At 71.0% G+C, this 16642-nt stretch carries 20 protein-coding genes; 10 read left to right on the top strand and 10 right to left on the bottom strand.

Annotated features, from left to right (window positions below):
* Positions 1–28: 28 nt before the first annotated feature.
* Positions 29–817, bottom strand: a complete 789-nt coding sequence (locus tag V2W30_RS03025) for an electron transfer flavoprotein subunit beta/FixA family protein (protein WP_338693434.1) — start codon at positions 815–817, stop codon at positions 29–31.
* Positions 818–967: 150 nt separating this feature from the next.
* Between V2W30_RS03025 and V2W30_RS03020 the strand changes: the two genes are divergently transcribed.
* Both V2W30_RS03020 and V2W30_RS03015 read left to right on the top strand, forming a co-directional pair.
* A complete protein-coding gene (locus V2W30_RS03020; RefSeq protein ID WP_338703453.1) occupies positions 968–1636 on the top strand; it encodes a TetR family transcriptional regulator in 669 nt (222 codons plus the stop codon).
* Between the two features lie 111 nt (positions 1637–1747).
* The gene (locus tag V2W30_RS03015; protein ID WP_338703452.1) at positions 1748–2152 is read left to right on the top strand and encodes a Zn-ribbon domain-containing OB-fold protein; all 405 of its coding nucleotides are present in this window, start codon (positions 1748–1750) and stop codon (positions 2150–2152) included.
* Between the two features lie 11 nt (positions 2153–2163).
* Here V2W30_RS03015 and V2W30_RS03010 read toward each other — a convergent pair whose 3' ends face one another.
* On the bottom strand, positions 2164–2910 hold the full coding sequence (locus V2W30_RS03010) for a TetR/AcrR family transcriptional regulator (protein WP_338693433.1): 747 nt from the start codon (positions 2908–2910) through the stop codon (positions 2164–2166).
* Between the two features lie 50 nt (positions 2911–2960).
* Entirely contained in the window at positions 2961–3902 is a 942-nt protein-coding gene (locus V2W30_RS03005; RefSeq protein WP_338693431.1) for an alpha/beta hydrolase, read from the bottom strand.
* Between the two features lie 151 nt (positions 3903–4053).
* Here V2W30_RS03005 and V2W30_RS03000 point away from each other — a divergent pair, with 151 nt between their 5' ends.
* From V2W30_RS03000 to V2W30_RS02985, 4 genes are all read left to right on the top strand, one after another.
* Positions 4054–4707 carry an HAD family phosphatase gene (locus V2W30_RS03000; RefSeq protein WP_338693429.1) on the top strand — a complete coding sequence of 218 codons (654 nt, stop codon included), beginning with the start codon at positions 4054–4056 and terminating at the stop codon, positions 4705–4707.
* Between the two features lie 61 nt (positions 4708–4768).
* A complete protein-coding gene (locus tag V2W30_RS02995) occupies positions 4769–6001 on the top strand; it encodes an acyl-CoA dehydrogenase family protein (protein ID WP_338693428.1) in 1233 nt (410 codons plus the stop codon).
* Positions 5998–6759, top strand: a complete 762-nt coding sequence (locus V2W30_RS02990; RefSeq protein WP_338693426.1) for an SDR family oxidoreductase — start codon at positions 5998–6000, stop codon at positions 6757–6759. The genes V2W30_RS02995 and V2W30_RS02990 overlap by 4 nt, the downstream gene beginning before the upstream one ends.
* 71 nt (positions 6760–6830) lie before the next feature.
* On the top strand, positions 6831–7190 hold the full coding sequence (locus tag V2W30_RS02985; RefSeq protein ID WP_338693424.1) for a luciferase family protein: 360 nt from the start codon (positions 6831–6833) through the stop codon (positions 7188–7190).
* A 12-nt stretch (positions 7191–7202) separates the two neighbouring features.
* On the opposite strand, the gene V2W30_RS02980 is transcribed toward V2W30_RS02985, so the two are convergent.
* A complete protein-coding gene (locus tag V2W30_RS02980; RefSeq protein WP_338693422.1) occupies positions 7203–8930 on the bottom strand; it encodes a cation:proton antiporter in 1728 nt (575 codons plus the stop codon).
* A gap of 86 nt (positions 8931–9016) precedes the next feature.
* Here V2W30_RS02980 and V2W30_RS02975 point away from each other — a divergent pair, with 86 nt between their 5' ends.
* Both V2W30_RS02975 and V2W30_RS02970 read left to right on the top strand, forming a co-directional pair.
* The gene (locus V2W30_RS02975) at positions 9017–9592 is read left to right on the top strand and encodes a dihydrofolate reductase family protein (RefSeq protein WP_338693420.1); all 576 of its coding nucleotides are present in this window, start codon (positions 9017–9019) and stop codon (positions 9590–9592) included.
* Between the two features lie 72 nt (positions 9593–9664).
* Positions 9665–10018 (top strand): helix-turn-helix transcriptional regulator, encoded by a 354-nt coding sequence (locus tag V2W30_RS02970; RefSeq protein WP_338693418.1) that lies wholly within the window; start codon positions 9665–9667, stop codon positions 10016–10018.
* 6 nt (positions 10019–10024) lie between these two features.
* Here the strand turns inward: V2W30_RS02970 and V2W30_RS02965 are convergent, their stop codons facing one another.
* Positions 10025–10411 carry a DUF488 domain-containing protein gene (locus V2W30_RS02965; protein ID WP_338693416.1) on the bottom strand — a complete coding sequence of 129 codons (387 nt, stop codon included), beginning with the start codon at positions 10409–10411 and terminating at the stop codon, positions 10025–10027.
* Between the two features lie 91 nt (positions 10412–10502).
* On the opposite strand from V2W30_RS02965, the gene V2W30_RS02960 reads away from it, so the two are divergent.
* Positions 10503–11144, top strand: a complete 642-nt coding sequence (locus V2W30_RS02960) for an HdeD family acid-resistance protein (RefSeq protein WP_338693414.1) — start codon at positions 10503–10505, stop codon at positions 11142–11144.
* Positions 11145–11216: 72 nt separating this feature from the next.
* On the opposite strand, the gene V2W30_RS02955 is transcribed toward V2W30_RS02960, so the two are convergent.
* The 4 genes from V2W30_RS02955 to V2W30_RS02940 form a co-directional block, all read right to left on the bottom strand.
* Complete coding sequence (locus V2W30_RS02955; RefSeq protein ID WP_338693412.1) at positions 11217–12251, bottom strand: hypothetical protein; 1035 nt, start codon at positions 12249–12251, stop codon at positions 11217–11219.
* Positions 12252–12390: 139 nt separating this feature from the next.
* A complete protein-coding gene (locus V2W30_RS02950; RefSeq protein WP_338693410.1) occupies positions 12391–12894 on the bottom strand; it encodes a response regulator in 504 nt (167 codons plus the stop codon).
* Positions 12895–12954: 60 nt separating this feature from the next.
* Positions 12955–13113 (bottom strand): hypothetical protein, encoded by a 159-nt coding sequence (locus V2W30_RS02945; protein WP_338693408.1) that lies wholly within the window; start codon positions 13111–13113, stop codon positions 12955–12957.
* Positions 13114–13265: 152 nt separating this feature from the next.
* On the bottom strand, positions 13266–13667 hold the full coding sequence (locus V2W30_RS02940; RefSeq protein ID WP_338693407.1) for a VOC family protein: 402 nt from the start codon (positions 13665–13667) through the stop codon (positions 13266–13268).
* A gap of 151 nt (positions 13668–13818) precedes the next feature.
* Between V2W30_RS02940 and V2W30_RS02935 the strand changes: the two genes are divergently transcribed.
* On the top strand, positions 13819–15645 hold the full coding sequence (locus tag V2W30_RS02935) for a thiamine pyrophosphate-requiring protein (protein ID WP_338693406.1): 1827 nt from the start codon (positions 13819–13821) through the stop codon (positions 15643–15645).
* On the opposite strand, the gene V2W30_RS02930 is transcribed toward V2W30_RS02935, so the two are convergent.
* Entirely contained in the window at positions 15642–16592 is a 951-nt protein-coding gene (locus V2W30_RS02930) for a cation diffusion facilitator family transporter (protein ID WP_338693404.1), read from the bottom strand. The two genes, V2W30_RS02935 and V2W30_RS02930, sit on opposite strands and share 4 nt — an antisense overlap.
* Positions 16593–16642 lie beyond the last annotated feature (50 nt).

Genomic DNA, 16642 nt, shown 5'->3' with positions numbered 1-16642 from the left:
AAGGGGGGCGAGAGGAGGGAACCGGGACTCAGATGAACTTCTGGCCCGCGAGGAACTCGGCGAGCTGCTTACCGCCCTCACCCTCGTCCTTGACGATCGTGCCCGCCGTGCGCGCCGGACGCTCCGCGGCCGCCTCGACCTTCGTCCAGGCACCCTCCAGACCGACCTCCCCCGCCTCGATCCCGAGATCGGACAGGTCCCACGCCTGGACCGGCTTCTTCTTCGCCGCCATGATCCCCTTGAACGACGGGTAACGCGCCTCACCGGACTGGTCCGTCACCGACACCACCGCCGGCAGCGCCGCCGACAACCGCTCCGACGCCGCGTCCCCGTCCCGGCGCCCCGACACCGCACCGTCCGCCACCGCCACCTCCGACAGCAGCGTCACCTGCGCCACCCCCAGCCGCTCCGCGACCAGCGCCGGCACGATCCCCGCCGTACCGTCCGTCGACGCCATCCCCGAGACCACCAGATCGAACCCGGCCTTCTCGATCGCCTTCGCCAGCACCAACGACGTCCCGATCGCATCCGTACCGTGCAGATCGTCGTCCTCCACATGGATCGCCTTGTCCGCACCCATCGACAACGCCTTACGCAGCGCGTCCTTCGCGTCCTCGGGACCCACCGTCAACACGGTGACCTCCACCTCGTCATCCGAACTCTCCGCGATCTGCAGCGCCTGCTCCACCGCGTACTCATCCAGCTCCGACAGCAGACCGTCCACATCATCCCGGTCAACGGTCAGATCATCAGCGAAATGCCGGTCCCCCGTCGCGTCCGGCACGTACTTCACGGTGACAACGATCCTCAAGCTCACGCCGGCTCTCCTTACTCAGTCCTGTGAAGGTCAACGTATGGCACTCAGTTCCCTCTGTAAAGGTACGTAGTGCCAAAACGGGCGCGGCGGTGTTACGTTCCCGGCATGAGCGAGGCACGCGAGGTCAATGGTTCACGGAAGAAAGCGCCCATGCGGGAGGTGCTGGCCGAGGCGGCGTTCCAGCTGTACCTGGAGCGCGGCTTCGAGCGGACGACCGTGGACGACATCGTGGCGCGGGCCGGGGTCGGACGGCGCTCGTTCTTCCGGTACTTCCCCTCCAAGGAAGACGCTGTCTTCCCGGACCACGAGAGCTGCCTGGCCGAGATGACCGCGTTCCTCGACGCCGCGAGCGACGAGCGCGACGCCGTCGACGTGGTGTGCGACGGGGCGCGGATCGTTCTGCGGATGTACGCCTCGAACCCCGAATTCTCCGTTCAGCGCTACCGGTTGACCCGTGAGGTGCCGGGGCTGCGGACGTACGAGCTGTCGGTCGTGCGGCGCTACGAACGCACCCTCGCCGGCTATCTGCGCCGACGCTGGGAGAGTGAGCCCGACGGCGCGCTGCGGGCGGAGGTCGTCGCCGCGTCCGTGGTCGCCGCGCACAACAACGGCCTGCGTTCCTGGCTGCGTTCGGGCGGCGAGGGTGACGCCGAGATGGCCGTCGACGCCGCGCTCGCCCTCGTACGGCAGGTGTGGGGACAGGCGGCGCGGCAGCCCGCCGGTGACCCGAACGAGGAGGTCGTCGTCATGGTCGCGCCGAAGGGTGCCCCCATGTGGCGGGTCATCCAGCAGGTCGAATCCGCATTGCGCGACGACTGAGGGTACTCAGTGTCTTTACCGAGCGGCACTGAGTGCCATACGCTGACGGAGGCGTCGTGGCCGCAGCCCGACGCGCACCGGGCGAGCGCGGGAGGCCGAAGGATGTCGGAGATGGCCATGAGCGGGTTCGGCGTCATGGCGCCGAAGCAGGCCGAAGAGGGATTCGCCTATCAGCGGTGCCGTTGGTGCGGGACCGCGTCGTTCCGCCGGCTGCTCTGTCCGGTCTGCGCGGCGAGCGACCTGGAGCGGCAGTACAGCGAGGGGCCGGGCGTCGTCGTCCAGTCCCGCGTGGTCCACCGCGGCACCGGGACCGCCCGCAACGAGTCCCTGGTCCGCTTCCCCGAGGGGTTCGTCGTGCCGTGCCGCGTCGTGGGCACGGCGCCCAACCTGGTGTGGGTGGGCGCCACCGTGCGTTCCGTGCTCGCCGGTGCGGAGGGCTCCGGCGACTCGGGTGAAGTGCTCTTCGAACTGCGCGACACGATCGAGGACGACGACGACTTCCGCCGTCACTTCTGACGCCCCGCGCCTCAGGCCTTGCCGGACCCGGACCCGGACCCGGACCCGGACCCGGACCCGGACCCGGACGTGGACGTGGACGTGGACGCGGAGCCTGCGTCGGAGTCGGCGGCGGGAGGGTCCGTGAGCCGCAACCCGTTCGCCCAGATCGTGTTGAGCGTCGTCACGAGCCGCTCGAACGGGATGCGCTGACCGAGCACGAACACCAGGTACGCCATGCGGCTCACCATCACCGACAGGGCGTGCGCCGTCACGAGCGGGTCCAGGCTCGGGTCGGCCCTGCCGCTCTCCTGGAGCGACCTGATCAGCTTGGCGTTGCGCCGCGCGAACGCGTTGCCCCGCTCGATCCGCAGCTTCTTGAACTGCTCGTCGACCTGCGCGACCTGCTCGAACAGCGCCATCAGCCGGGCGTTCTTCTTGTACGAGCGCAGGTACTCGCGGTTCGACGCGTCGATCAGTTCGAGCGGGTCGGTGATCCCGGTGCGTTCGCGCAGATGCGGGTGGAGCATCTCCTCCTGCACCTGCTCGACCAGCGCCTGGAAGATCTCTTCCTTGCTGTTGAAGTAGGTGTAGAACGAGCCCGACGCGACATGCGCCGCCTTGGAGATGTCGGTGATCCGCGCGTCGAGGTAGCCGTCGCGCTCGAAGACCTCGCGGGCCGCGGCGACCAGGGCGCCCCGCGTCCTGTGTCCGCGCGCGCTGCGCGGGGTGATGGGTTGCTTCTGGCCGCCGTCAGCGGCCGGGGCCTGGGCAGCCAACGCGGTCCGTCCTTCGTAGTGCTTGTACCCCATCGGGGCTGCGGATGTTATCAGCCGACCCCCGCGAGGAAATCGAGCAGAGCGGCGTCGACCTCCTCGGCCCGCTCCTGCTGGATCCAGTGGCCCGCCCCGTCGAGCACCAGGTGCCCGCGCAGATCGGTCAGCACCTGTCCCAGCTTCTCCGTCGGCGTGAACCGGCCGACCGGGTCCCGCGATCCGATGACGAACAGCGACGGGCAGTCGATGGTCCGCCCCCGGAGGTGCTCGGTGAGCTCCCAGGTGCGGTCCAGGTTCCGGTAGTAGTTGAGGCCGCCGGTGAACCCGGTCTCCTCGAACGCCGCTACGTAGTAAGCGAGTTCCTCCTCGCCGAGCCAGCGCGGCGGCTTCAGCTCCTCGTCCTCGCGGGCCGCCCACCGCGCCGTCCACACCTCGCGCGACACCAGCGTCCTGCGGACGTTCCGGGCGAGCGCACGGTCGGCGACACCCGGCTCCTGGAACCACACGATGTAGAAGTCGTCGCCGAGGCGCCGTCGCAGGGTCGACAGAGGCGGCACGGGGGAGCGCGGTGTCACCGGCACGCTCATCCCCGCCACGGCCCGCACCCGCTCCGGGTGCAGCCACGCCATGTGCCACACGACCGAGGCGCCCCAGTCGTGCCCCACGAACACCGCGTCGTCCGCGCCGACGTCGTCGAGCAGCCCGGCGAGATCGCCGCAGATCGTCGGCATGTCGTACGCGTCCACGTCCGCCGGCCGTGAACTCCCGCCGAAACCGCGCATGTCGGGGGCCAGGACCCGGTAGCCGGCGGCCGCGAGCGCCAGGATCTGGTGCCGCCAGGAGAACGCCAGCTCGGGGAAGCCGTGACAGAGGACGACCAACGGCTTGTCCGTGTCCCGGGGGCCGTGCTCGAAGACGCGCAGCGTGATCCCGTTGGTCGCGACGTCCCGCGCCGTGACCTGCTCCCACGCGGCGATCGGCAGATGTGCGGTCATGGGCGGACTCTCCCCGGTCGATCCAGCTTCTTGAACCTGACGTTGGATTCAAACGTACAGGGCCTCCCCCCGCCCGCGCAGCCCTCCCGTCCATTGAACCTGAACCCGGATTCAAGTACGGTGTGCCGCACCGCAACCGGGAGGCCGAGCCATGACCGAGACCGCCGCGCGCAGCGCCGTCCTCTTCGACTTCGGGGGCGTGCTCACCACGAGCGTGGTCACCGCCTTCGACGACCTCGGACGCGAACTCGGCGCCGAACCAGGGCTGTTGCTCCGCCTGCTGTCCAAGGACGCGGAGAGCAGCGCCCTGCTGGTGGCGCACGAGGAGGGCCGCATCGGGCAGCGCGCGTTCGAGGACGGGTTCGCGGCCCGGCTGCGGGCGCACGGCGTCGCCGCCGACGGGCCCGGACTTCTCGGCCGCCTCCAGGCGTACATGCGGCCGGACCCCGACACGGTCGCCCTCGTGGCGAAGCTCCGGGCGGACGGCCACCGTGTCGGCCTTCTGTCGAACTCCCTCGGCGACGACTGCTACGCGGGGTTCGATCTGCCCGCCCTCTTCGACGCCGTCACCGTCTCCGGCGAGATCGGCGTACGCAAACCCTCGCGCCGCGCCTACGCCCTCGCCTGCGAACGCCTGGGCGTGGCACCCGAAGTGACCGTCATGGTCGACGACCTGGAGCAGAACATCGCGTCCGCCGCCCGGCTCGGCATCGCCGGCGTCGTCCACCGCGACGCCGCGACCACCGCGGCGGAACTGGCCCGGCTCCTGACGCCACCGGCCGCCGCCCCGACCCGGACGACCTGAACGCGCGTGTCACGCAGGCGCACGATCTGAACCCGCACGACCCGACCCGTACGACACCACCGTGGGAGGACCTGTGTACGAGCTGTCCGACAGGGCCAAGGAGTACCAGACCAAGCTGCTCGCCTTCATGGACGAGCACATCTACCCCGCCGAGGCGGTGTACGCCGCGCAGATGGCCGAGTCCGGCGATCCGCACTTCCACCCGCCGGTCATCGAGGAGCTGAAGACCGAGGCCAGGAAGCGCGGCCTGTGGAACCTCTTCCACCCGCACCCCGAGTGGGGACCGGGCCTGACGAACCTCGAATACGCGCCGCTCGCCGAAATCATGGGCCGCAGCGCCCACTTGGCGCCCGAGGCGACCAACTGCAACGCGCCGGACACCGGCAACATGGAGGTCCTCACCCTCTTCGGGACCGAGGAGCACAAGGAGAAGTGGCTGAAGCCGCTGCTCGACGGGGAGATCGCCTCCGCGTTCGCCATGACCGAGCCCGCGGTGGCCAGTTCGGACGCGAGCAACATCCAGCTCCGCATGGAGCGCGACGGCGACGACTACGTCCTGAACGGACGCAAGTGGTGGACGTCGAACGCCCTGCACCCGCACTGCAAGGTGCTCATCGTCATGGGTAAGACGGACCCGGAAGGACCCGCCTTCCGTCAGCAGTCGATGATGGTCGTGCCGCTCGACACCCCCGGCGTCACGCTCCTGCGCGGACTGCCCGTCTTCGGCTACCAGGACCGCGAGGGCCACGCCGAGGTGCTCTTCGAGAACGTCCGCGTCCCGGCCACCGCCCTGCTCGCCGGCGAGGGCGACGGCTTCATGATCAGCCAGGCCCGGCTCGGCCCCGGCCGCATCCACCACTGCATGCGCGCCGTCGGCATGGCCGAGCGCGCCCTGGACCTGATGATCGACCGCGCGCAGGCCCGCACCACCTTCGGCGCCCCCGTCGCCGACCGGGCCAACATCCAGGACTGGATCGCCGAGGCCCGCATCGAGATCGACATGGCGCGACTGCTCACGCTCAAGGCCGCCCACCTGATGGACACCGTCGGCAACAAGCAGGCCCGCACGGAGATCGCCGCCATCAAGGTCGCGGCGCCCGAGGTCGCGCTGAAGGTGGTCGACCGCGCCATCCAGGTGCACGGCGGCGCCGGCGTCTCGGACGACTTCCCGCTCGCCAGCATGTACGCGCACCTGCGCACCCTGCGGCTGGCCGACGGCCCCGACGAGGTGCACAAGCGGACCATCGCCCGCCGCGAGCTGCGCCGCCGCGAGAACGAGCGGGGTGAGCGGTGACGTCCACGGACACCTCGCTGACGGGCAAGGTCGCGATCGTCACCGGCGCGTCGCGGGGCATCGGCCTCGCGGCCGCCGGAGCGCTGCGCGATCGCGGCGCCCGGGTCGTCGTCACCTCGCGCGACGAGGACCGCGCCAAGGAGGCCGCACGCCGACTCGGCGACGGCGTCGTCGGGTTCGGGGCGCACGCCACCGACGAGGACGCCGCCCGCGCCTGCGTCGACTTCACCGTCGCGTCGTACGGACGCCTGGACATCCTCGTCAACAACGCCGGGACGAACCCCGCGTACGGCCCCGTCGTCGACCAGGACCACGCCCGCTTCGCCAAGACGATGGACGTGAACCTGTGGGCGCCGATCCTGTGGACGTCGCTCGCGGTCAAGGCATGGATGGGCGAGCACGGCGGCGCGGTCGTCAACACGGCCTCCATCGGCGGCCTCTCCGTCGCGAAGGACGTCGGCATCTACCACGTGTCCAAAGCGGCCCTGATCCACCTCACCAAGCAACTCGCCCTGGAGCTCGCCCCCCTGGTACGGGTGAACGCCATCGCGCCCGGTGTCGTCCGCACCCGCCTCGCCGAAGCCCTCTGGCAGGAGCACGAGGAACAGGTGGCCGGAGCGACCCCGCTCGGCCGGATCGGCGAGCCCGGCGACATCGGCGAGGCCGTCGCCTTCCTCGCCGGGGACGGCGCCCGCTGGATCACCGGCGAGACTCTGGTCGTCGACGGAGGACAACTGCTCGGCACGGGACCCCTGTGACGGACACTCCGCCGGGAAGCGGCGGTTGACGGGGGTGGTCCTCCGGGTGAAGCGTGCGCGAGGATGGAGGCATGACCGCGGCCCAGCGCGCCATGACCGAACTCGGGACATGGCCGAACCTGGTAAGTGGCCCGCCCCGGTGCTCGGTTGGGCACGCCTTCGGCGCGGCGGGCCACGAACTCGTCCATTTCCACGCCGACGACAGCGCAGACCTGTACCTCACGTCGGAGGCGGTGCAGCGGCTGCTGCCCCAACTGCGCCACAACAGCGCGATCCGGGTGCAGCCGGGCGCGTCCTGGATCACCGTGCTCCTGGAGTGCGACACGGACGTACACCTCCTGCTGAGCCTCGTCAGCGTCGCCCTGAAGGAACACGACGCGCACGCCTTCCCGTCCCCGCCGTGCGACTGGGAGCGCCCGCGGGCCTCGTGACCGGCGCCGCTCTCACTCCTCGAACCGGTCGCCCAACTGCTGGAACCGCGCCTCCTCCAGATCGAGGACGTGCTGCACGCCGCTGAGCGCACGCGAGCTGTACGTGCCACGGGCGCGGGCCGCGAGCAGCGCCTCGCGCTCCGCGGTCAGTACCCGGATGCGCAGCCGCAGATAGGCGGCCCGTCCCTCGGCGAGGTCCGCCGGATCGGGCGCGGGCCGCTCCGCGTCCGTCGGCGCCGGGCGGATCATGCTGTCCGCGCGCACCCGGTCCACCACCGCGGGGTCGACCGAGCCGTCCGCCGTCACCGCGTCGAGATCCTCGTCGGCGGCGTCGAACAGCTCCGTCATCAGCTCCCCGTACTCCGTGCGCAGCCGCTGCGGATCGTCGCCCGGGATCTTCACCGCACGGATCACGGCGGGCAGCGACAGGCCCTGGAGCAGCAGCGTCGTCACCGCCACGACGAACGCGATCAGGATCAGCTGCTCCCGGTACGGGGTGTCCTCGGGGAGGGTCTGCGCCGCGGCCACCGTGATCGCGCCGCGCATCCCCGACCAGGCGAGGACCACGCCGCCCTGCCAGCCCAGCGTCTCGCTGAGCCGGAACGCGATGTCGCCCCCGGCGCGGTTGACCCGGCGTTCGATGTGCCGCTTCTTACGCGGCCCGAACCGCTCCGCCAGGTCGAAGGTCGCGAGCCGCTCCTGCCAGAGCTCGACGCGCGGCTTCGCCTCGGCGGCCCGCCGCGCGTCACGGCGCACCATCGCCACCAGGGGCACCACGAACACCATGCGGACGACGATGACGAGGCCGGTGACGGCGAGCCCGTAGAGCAGGACCCGGCCCGTGCCGAGCCCGTTCTCGTGCGCGTGCACCTGGTCCAGGAGCGTCTTGAGACCGAGGCCCATCAGCAGGAAGATCGTGCTCTCCAGGAGGAAGGCGAGCGTGCGCCAGTTCATGGCTTCACCGATCCGGTCCTGGGCGCGCAGCAGCCGAGGGCTCTGATGCCCCGTGACCACCCCGCACACGACGACCGCGAGCACACCCGACGCGTCGAACTCCTCGGCCGGCACGTACGCCACGAACGGCACCACGAACGAGATCGCCGTGTTGAGGACGGTGTCGTTGAGCAGCGCCCGCACGTGGACGTTGACCAGGCCCACGACCAGACCGACGGCCACCGCGACCACCACCGAGAACAGGAACTTCCCGGCCACGCCCCACAGCGAGACCGCCCCGGCCATCGCGGCGACCGCCGAGCGCAGCAGCACCAGGGCCGAGGCGTCGTTGACCAGCCCTTCGCCCTCCAGGAGCGTCAGCAGCCGTGAGGGCAGGCCCAGTTTGCGGCCGACCGACGTGGCCGCGACGGCGTCCGTCGGGCTGACCACGGCCCCCAGCGCGAACGCCGCGGGCCAGCCGATCTGCGGCAGCAGCAGATGGACGAGCCACCCCGCGCCCAGCGTGGACACCGCGACGAGCAGTACCGCGAGACCCGTGATGGCCTTGATGTCACGGCGGAAGTCCTGCGCGGGCATCGAGACGGCGGAGGAGTAGAGCAGCGGCGGCAGCACACCGGCGAGCACCCACTCCGGCTCCACCTCCACCACCGGCACCCCCGGTACGAAACTCAGGGCGATGCCCACCACGACCAGGCTCAGGGGCGCGGCCAGGCCCAGGCGCTGCGAGAACGCGGCGACCGCCACGATGCTCGCGACACCGACGACGGCGATCAGAGTCACTTCCATGGCGGCCCCGCGAAGGCCTGTGCAGTCTTGTGCATGCGGGCATTGTGGATGCCCGAGCGGCAGCCGAGACGAGAGACGAGGCCGACATGCGGAAGATCGTCCTGATGATGTCCGTGTCCCTGGACGGCTACATGGAGGGGCCCGCGCGCGAGATCGCGTGGCACCGCGTCGACGACGAACTGCACCAGCACATGAACGACGAGATCCGGATGATGGGCGGCTTCCTCGACGGCCGCGTCACCCACGAGCTGATGTCCGACTACTGGCCCACCGCCGACGCCGATCCCGCCTGCACGCCCGTGACGGCCGAGTTCGCGGGCATCTGGCGGGAGATGCCGAAGATCGTGTTCTCCCGGACGCTGAAGCCGGGACCGGCGCCCTGGCACACCACCGTGATGCCGGAGGTGGCCCCCGAGGCGATCCGTGCGCTCAAGGAACTGCCCGGCGGCGACCTCTGTCTCGGCGGCGCCGACCTGGCCGCCACGTTCCTGAAGCACGACCTCGTCGACGAGTCCCGCATCTACGTCCACCCGGTCCTGGTCGGCGCGGGCAAGCAGACCTTCCCCGTCACCGAATTCGCGCCCCGCACCCTGCGCCTCGTCGAGTCCCGCACCTTCGGCAACGGCGTCGTCCTGCTGCGCCACGCGTGGGACGCGCAGTGAGCGCCGGCGCGCCGGATATCGCCCTGGGCGAAGCCCCGGCCGCGGCGCCGCGCCGGCCCGTACGCTGAGCCGATGAGCAACCAGGAGAGGCCCGCCGCCCGCCGCGGCGCGCAGGAGCCGCTGTGGCGGCACATCGTCGGGGACGTACTGCGCCGCCAACGCCGCGCGCAGGGCCGGACCTTGCAGGACGTCGCCGACGTCGCCGGGATCTCCATGCCCTACCTCTCGGAGGTGGAGCGCGGCCGCAAGGAGGCCTCGTCGGAGATGCTCGCCGCCGCCGCGGGGGCGCTCGGGCTCGGCCTCGTCGACGTACTGGCGCTCGCCCAGGGGGAGTTGACGCGGGCCGTACCGGTGCGCAGCACGGTCTCCGTCCTGCACGGCGGAAACCGGACCGCGGGACGCGGCACGGTCTGCCTCGCGGCCTGACCCGGCTCAGCCGCCGTCGGCCGCCGCCAAGTGGCGCACCAGGACCGGCACATGGCTGTGCTCGACGTCCTTCACCGAGGTCACCAGCGTCACCGGACCCCGTCGCGCCAGCTCCCGTACGTGGGCGACCTGGTCGGCGCGGACCGGTTCGGCCAGCTCCACCCGGTACCGCTCGGCGAAGGCGTCGTACCGGCCCTCGCGGTCCTCGTGGTACCAGGTGCGCAACTCCTTCGACGGCGCGATGTCCTTGAGCCACTCGTCGACGGCGGCCCGCTCCTTGGAGAGGCCGCGGGGCCACAGGCGGTCCACGAGGAGGCGGGTGCCGTCGGCCGGGGCGGGCGGATCGTAGACCCGGCGCACCGCGCAGGGGCCGGGACGCTGATGTGCAGTCATGCGTTCATTGTGCTGCTTTCCCGCCTTTCGGGGTCACTCGTTCGGCCCGGGTCCGATGGCGGGCGCGCGGAGGCAGTGGGAGAAGTCGGACATGACCCACGCACCGTACGACCCGCAGACCCCGCACCGGCCGACCGGTGGGACCGGTCAGGAGGAGCCGCCGCAGCGCCCCGAAGGGCCACTCGGCCGGCTCGCCGAAGCCGCCTGGCAGGCGGTGCTGCTCGCGGGGATCGCCGCGCTGATCCTCGGGGTGCTCGTCCTCGCCTGGCCGGGCGCCTCGCTCTGGGCGGCCGGCATCCTGTTCGGCGTCTACCTGCTGGTGAGCGGCGTCTTCCAGCTGATCACGGCGTTCGGCACCCATGTGACCACCGGGCTGCGCGTGATGGCGTTCATCAGCGGCGCCGTCTCGATCATGCTGGGCCTGTTCTGCTTCCGCGGCGCCACCCAGTCGATCCTGCTGCTCGCCCTGTGGATCGGCATCGGCTGGCTGTTCCGCGGGATCACGCAGACCGCGGCGGCCGTCTCCGACCCGGCGATGCCCGCGCGCGGCTGGCAGATCTTCCTCGGGATCGTCAGCGCCGTCGCCGGTGTCGTCCTGATGGTCTCGCCGTTCGAGTCCGTCGCCGTCCTCACCCTCGTCGGCGGCTGCTGGCTGGTGGCGATGGGCGTCGTCGAGATCGTGGAGGCCTTCATGCTGCGCCGCCACGCGAAGGGCCTGCCGCGCGGCGTGTGATCCGTCCGTCCCATGGGTGTGCCCCCGCACCGAACGGCGCGGGGGCATACCCATGGGCGGGGGAGCGGGCCGTCAGACGGCGACGGCCTCCTCGATCTCCTCCTCGGCCTCTTCCGGCGTCTCCACGGGCAACGGCGACCCGGCCCGCGCGGCACGCCGCTCGGCCAGGCCCGCCACGGTGAGCGCGAGCGCGCCCACGGCCAGCCAGGCGACCAGCGTCCAGACGTTCCGCGCCAGGTCGTGGCCGCCGAAGTAGACGAGGCTGCGGGCGCCCTCGACGAAGCCCGCGCCGTTCCAGAAGGCGTGCAGGCCGCCGAAGAAGCCGTTCTGGAGCTCGGGGCGGAAGATCCCGCCGGAGCTGGTGAAGTTCAGCATCACGAAGAGGACCATGACGCCGAGCGTCGTCCACTTCTTCAGGAACGTGTGCAGACCGACGCCGATCGCCAGGATGCCCGCCGAGTACAGCCAGGTCATGCCCCACAGGCCCCACAGGTGCTGGTGGACCAGGTGGAAGACGGGGCCGGCGAAGGCCGCGCCGATCAGGCTGACCACTCCCGAGGCGCCGACGACCAGCACGGCGCGCGTCCGCATCCGCAACACGGCGCCCGCGCCGCCGATCACCGCGACCGACGCGTACGAGCCGATGCTGACGGCCACGAGCAGGAAGAACAGACCCTGGCCCGTCGGGTCGTCGTCGACCGTCGGCACGACGTCCGTCACCGTCAGCGGAGCGCCCTGCCGGGCCGCGACCGGCGTGAAGATCTTCTGGACGACGGAGACGGTGGTGTCCGAACCGGCGGTGGCCACGATCAGCTCGGGCGCCTTGTCGCCGAGCACGTACGCGCCGTCGATGTCCCGCGTCCTGAGCTGGTCGACCGCGGCGGAGCGGTCGCCGAGCGTGCGGACGTCCAGGGCGTCGCCCGCCGTGTCCTTCACGGTCTGCGCGAAGACCTTCGCCTCGGGGCCCGTGCCCACGATCGCGACCGGCAGGTGGTGGGGCTCGGGGGCCGCGAAGGCGCCGAGGTACGCGAAGCCCATGCCCACGCACATCAGGAGCGGCGTGAGCATCAGGGTCAGTACGTGGCGCAGCGCGCGGTTGCCCGGCATGAGCAGGTCCTCCAGGAGTCGGCCATGAGGCCATGGGTTGGCTTATACAACTCTTACGCAGTTGTACTCTACAACCGCATGGGGGTGGGAAGGCCCCGTCGGGCTGTGACCATGGACACCCTGGCCGGGCGGAGGGGGATCAGGCGGGGCGCGAGAGCGGGCGGTCGCCGAGCTCGGGCGGCGCCGCGGCGTGTGCCCCGTCGGCGCCGCTCTCGTACGTGCGAAGGCGCTCGCGCAGGCTGTGCAGGCGCCGGCTCGTCTCGTACAGATAGCGGACCTTCGTCCGCATCACCCAGGGCTCGACCGGCTTGACGACGTAGTCGGCGACGCCGAGCTCGAAGGCGCGGGTGGCGAGCGCCGGGTCCTGGCCCGCGCCCGTGATCATCATGATCGGTATGTCCTGGGTGAGTTCGAGGCGCGCCATGTAGTGGGCCACCTCGAAGCCGCTCACGTCCGGCATCATCACGTCCAGCAGGACGACCGCGATGCCGCCGCGCAGGACCGCCTTGAGCGCGTCGTCACCGGTGCTCGCGCGGTCCAGTGGATAGCCGAGCGGAGCCAGCGCGCTCTCCATCGCGAACAACGTGTCGGCGCGGTCGTCGACGACGAGAATTTTCGGCCGTGCGGCGGTGGATATCGCCATCGTCCCTCCCCTCGTCGGCACCGACAGCATATGCCGGAACGCCGGTGGGGGAAGGGGCTCTCAGTCCTCTCCGCGCACCACGTTCCAATCAGGATCGCGCTCGGTGTCAGGACCGGAGGATTCGGCTCCGTCGCGGTGCGCCGGGCGGCAGGTGCGAATGCGGCCCTTGACCTCGCGCTTGGTCTCCGAGGGGTGGGGTGAGCGCGCCGTGGTGTTCATGATCGGACCTCGCTTCGGCCGATTCTGATCAGATTCGGCCGCTAGACAGTTTTGTAGACGACTTTTTCTCACGTACGTCGATTCGATCTCGGTGTTCTCGCGTCGTGTTCCGTACTCCTGGGCGATCGGCGGCGATCGGCGGCCGTTCCCGGTCAGTTGACCTTCGGCGCCTGCTGCTTCGCGCAGTGCACCGCGAACGGGTGCCCGGCCGGATCCGAGTACAGGCGCGTCTCGTTCGGACCGCGGGCGCCGCGCGTCTCCAGCGGGCGCGCGCCCAGGCCGATGACCTGACGCTCCACCTCGTCCAGATCGTCCTTCGCCACCAGGAAGTCCAGATGGGCCTGCTGGGAGTCGTCGGGGCGCGGCCAACTGGCCGGAGCGGCGTTCAGGTCGCGGCGGAACGCCATCCGGGTGCCGTGCTCACCGATGACGTCGATGCGGTTGCTGCCGGGGCTCGACGAGATCTCCCCGTCGAGCAGCGCGCGGTAGAACTCGGCCAGTTCCTCCGGCTCCGCGCAGTCCAGCACCAGCACTCCCGCCTGCACCAGGCCCATGGCCCCTCCTGTTTCCCCGCCGTCGTTCCACGGCCTCCGCCGCGTCCGCCGAGTACCCCGGGCGGGGGCCGCCAACCCGGTTTCCCGGGCTCCTGACTGGTCACCCGCCCCGCACGAACCCGACGCATCCGACGCGACGAAAGGTCCCGGCATGAGCACCAAGGTCGCCGATCACATCCTGAGCCGGCTGCGCTCCTGGGGAGTGGAACAGGTCTTCGGCTATCCGGGCGACGGCATTAACGGCCTGCTCGCCGCCTGGGGCAGGGCCGACAACCGCCCCGAGTTCGTCCAGGCGCGGCACGAGGAGATGGCCGCCTTCGAAGCGGTCGGCTACGCCAAGTTCAGCGGCCGCCTCGGCGTCTGTGTCGCGACCTCGGGACCCGGCGCGATCCACCTCCTCAACGGCCTCTACGACGCCAAGCTGGACCATGTCCCGGTGCTCGCGATCATCGGGCAGACCGCGCGCAGCGCCATGGGCGGCTCGTACCAGCAGGAGGTCGACCTGCACACCCTCTTCAAGGACGTCGCCTCCGACTTCGTGGAGACCGTGACCGTCCCCGAACAACTGCCCAACGTCCTCGACCGCGCCGTGCGCACCGCCTACGCCCGCCGCGCCCCCACCGCCGTCATCGTCCCCGGCGACGTACAGGAACTCGATCACACCCCGCCCCCGCACGCCTTCAAGATGGTGCCCTCCAGCCTCGACCGCAGCGCGTGGACGGCCGAACCGTCGCAGGAGGCGCTGGAGCGGGCCGCCGACGTCCTCAACGCCGGTGACAAGGTGGCCGTACTCGTCGGACAGGGCGCCGCCGGGGCCAGGGCCGAGGTGTGCGAGGTCGCCGAACTGCTCGGCGCGGGCGTCGCCAAGGCGCTGCTCGGCAAGGACGTCCTCTCCGACGAACTCCCTTACGTGACCGGCGCGATCGGCCTGCTCGGCACCCGGCCCTCCTACGAGCTGATGCGGGACTGCGACACCCTGCTGACCGTCGGATCGAGCTTCCCGTACTCGCAGTTCCTGCCCGAGTACGGCAAGGCGCGCGCCGTCCAGATCGACATCGACCCGCACATGATCGGCATGCGCTACCCGTACGAGGTGAACCTCGTCGGCGACGCCCGCGCCACCCTGCGCAGGCTCCTGCCGCTGCTGCGCCGCAACGAAGGCCGCGACTGGCACGAAGAGATCCGCGCGAGCGTCGCCCGCTGGCACCGCGTCATGGACCGGCGCGCCGAACTGAGCGCCGACCCCGTCAACCCCGAGCTCGTGGTCCGCGCCCTCGATCCGCAGCTGCCCGACGACGTGATCCTCACCTCCGACTCCGGGTCCGCCGCCAACTGGTACGCCCGGCACATCAGCATGCGCGGCACCATGCGCGGCTCGCTGTCCGGGACGCTCGCCACGATGGGCTGCGGTGTCCCGTACGCGATCGGCGCCAAGTACGCGCACCCGGACCGGCCCGTCGTCGCGCTCGTCGGCGACGGCGCGATGCAGATGAACGGCCTCGCCGAACTGATCACCGCCGCCAAGTACCAGCACCGCTGGAGCGATCCGCGGCTCGTCGTCGGCATCCTCAACAACCGCGACCTGAACCAGGTCACCTGGGAGCTGCGGGCCATGGGCGGCTCGCCGTCCTTCCTGCCGTCGCAGGAGCTCCCGGACGTCGACTACGCCGCGTTCGCCCGGCAGTTGGGCCTCACCGGTATCCGCGTCGAGAAGCCCGGCGACGTCGCCGACGCCTGGCGCGCCGCGCTCGCCGCCGACGGGCCCGCCGTCGTCGACTTCGTGACGGACCCGTCCGTCCCGCCGATCCCGCCGCACGCCACGTGGGACCAGATGGAGTCCACGGCCGAGGCGATCCTCAAGGGCGACCCGCAGAGCACCGACATGGTCAAGCAGGGGTTCAAGGCGAAGATGCAGGAGTTCTTCCCCGGCAGCAAGACGGCCAAGGACAGGCGGGACGGCGGCTCCCGGAAGAGCTAGCCCGACACCTCGCCCCGTACGAGGTCCGGCGCCTCCACCACGTCCAGGAACACCTGGTCCGCCTCGGGCCAGGTGTCCTGGACGGCCCGTTTGATGCGGTCGCTCACCAGCTCCAGACGCTCGCTGTCGATGCCCGGCGCCAGGTCGATACGGGCGGCGACGAGCGTCGAGTCCATGCCGAGCCGCATCGTGTGCAGCGCCGCCACGCAGTCGATCTCCGGCTGGGAGTCGAGGAGTTCACGGATCCCGCGGTGCAGTTCGGGGGAGACGGCCTCGCCGATCAGCTGGGCGCGGGCGTCCTTGCCGAGGTGGTAGGCGATGAACACCAGGAGCACACCGATGGTGAAGGACGCCGCCGCCTCCCACTCGATCCGGCCCGTCACCATGTGCAGCACCATGCCGCCCGCGGCGACCAGCACGCCGATCACCGCCGTGCCGTCCTCCGCGAGGACGGTGCGCAGCGCCGGGTCCGAGCCGATGCCGTCGCCCGGCTGCGCCCGGACCTGGTGCACGGCCCGCGCCAGTGAACTGCCCTCGGCGAGGAGCGCCACCCCGAGCACCGCGAGGCCGACCAGGTACCCCGTGCGTGACTCCTCGCCGCCGCCCGACGTCAGCGCCTCGAACGCCTGGAAGAACGAGAAGCAGCCGCCCATCACGAAAATGCCGACCGCGGCGAGCAGCGACCAGAAGAACCGCTCTTTGCCGTAGCCGAACGGATGCTTGCGGTCGGCCGGGCGCCGGCTGCGGCGCAACGCCGCCAGCAGGAACACCTCGTTGAGACTGTCGGCGACCGAGTGGGCCGCCTCCGAGAGCAGGGCGGGGGACCCGGCGATCAGACCGCCGACGGCCTTCGCCACGGCGATGACCAGATTCGCGGCGAGGGCGACCAGAACGGTCAGTCGCGTCTTGTGATCCTCCGCCGTTCCGTTCTTCTTCTTCGGGCTCACATTCGACTCTCTTTGTGTGCGGGAAATCGGGGGAAACTCTTCGGGTCTGG

Origin of the sequence: Streptomyces sp. Q6 (assembly GCF_036967205.1) — a bacterium.
In the GTDB taxonomy this organism is placed as follows: domain Bacteria; phylum Actinomycetota; class Actinomycetes; order Streptomycetales; family Streptomycetaceae; genus Streptomyces; species Streptomyces citrinus.
Note: the sequence above shows the minus strand (reverse complement) of the source record. Positions and strands in the feature narration are given on the sequence as shown.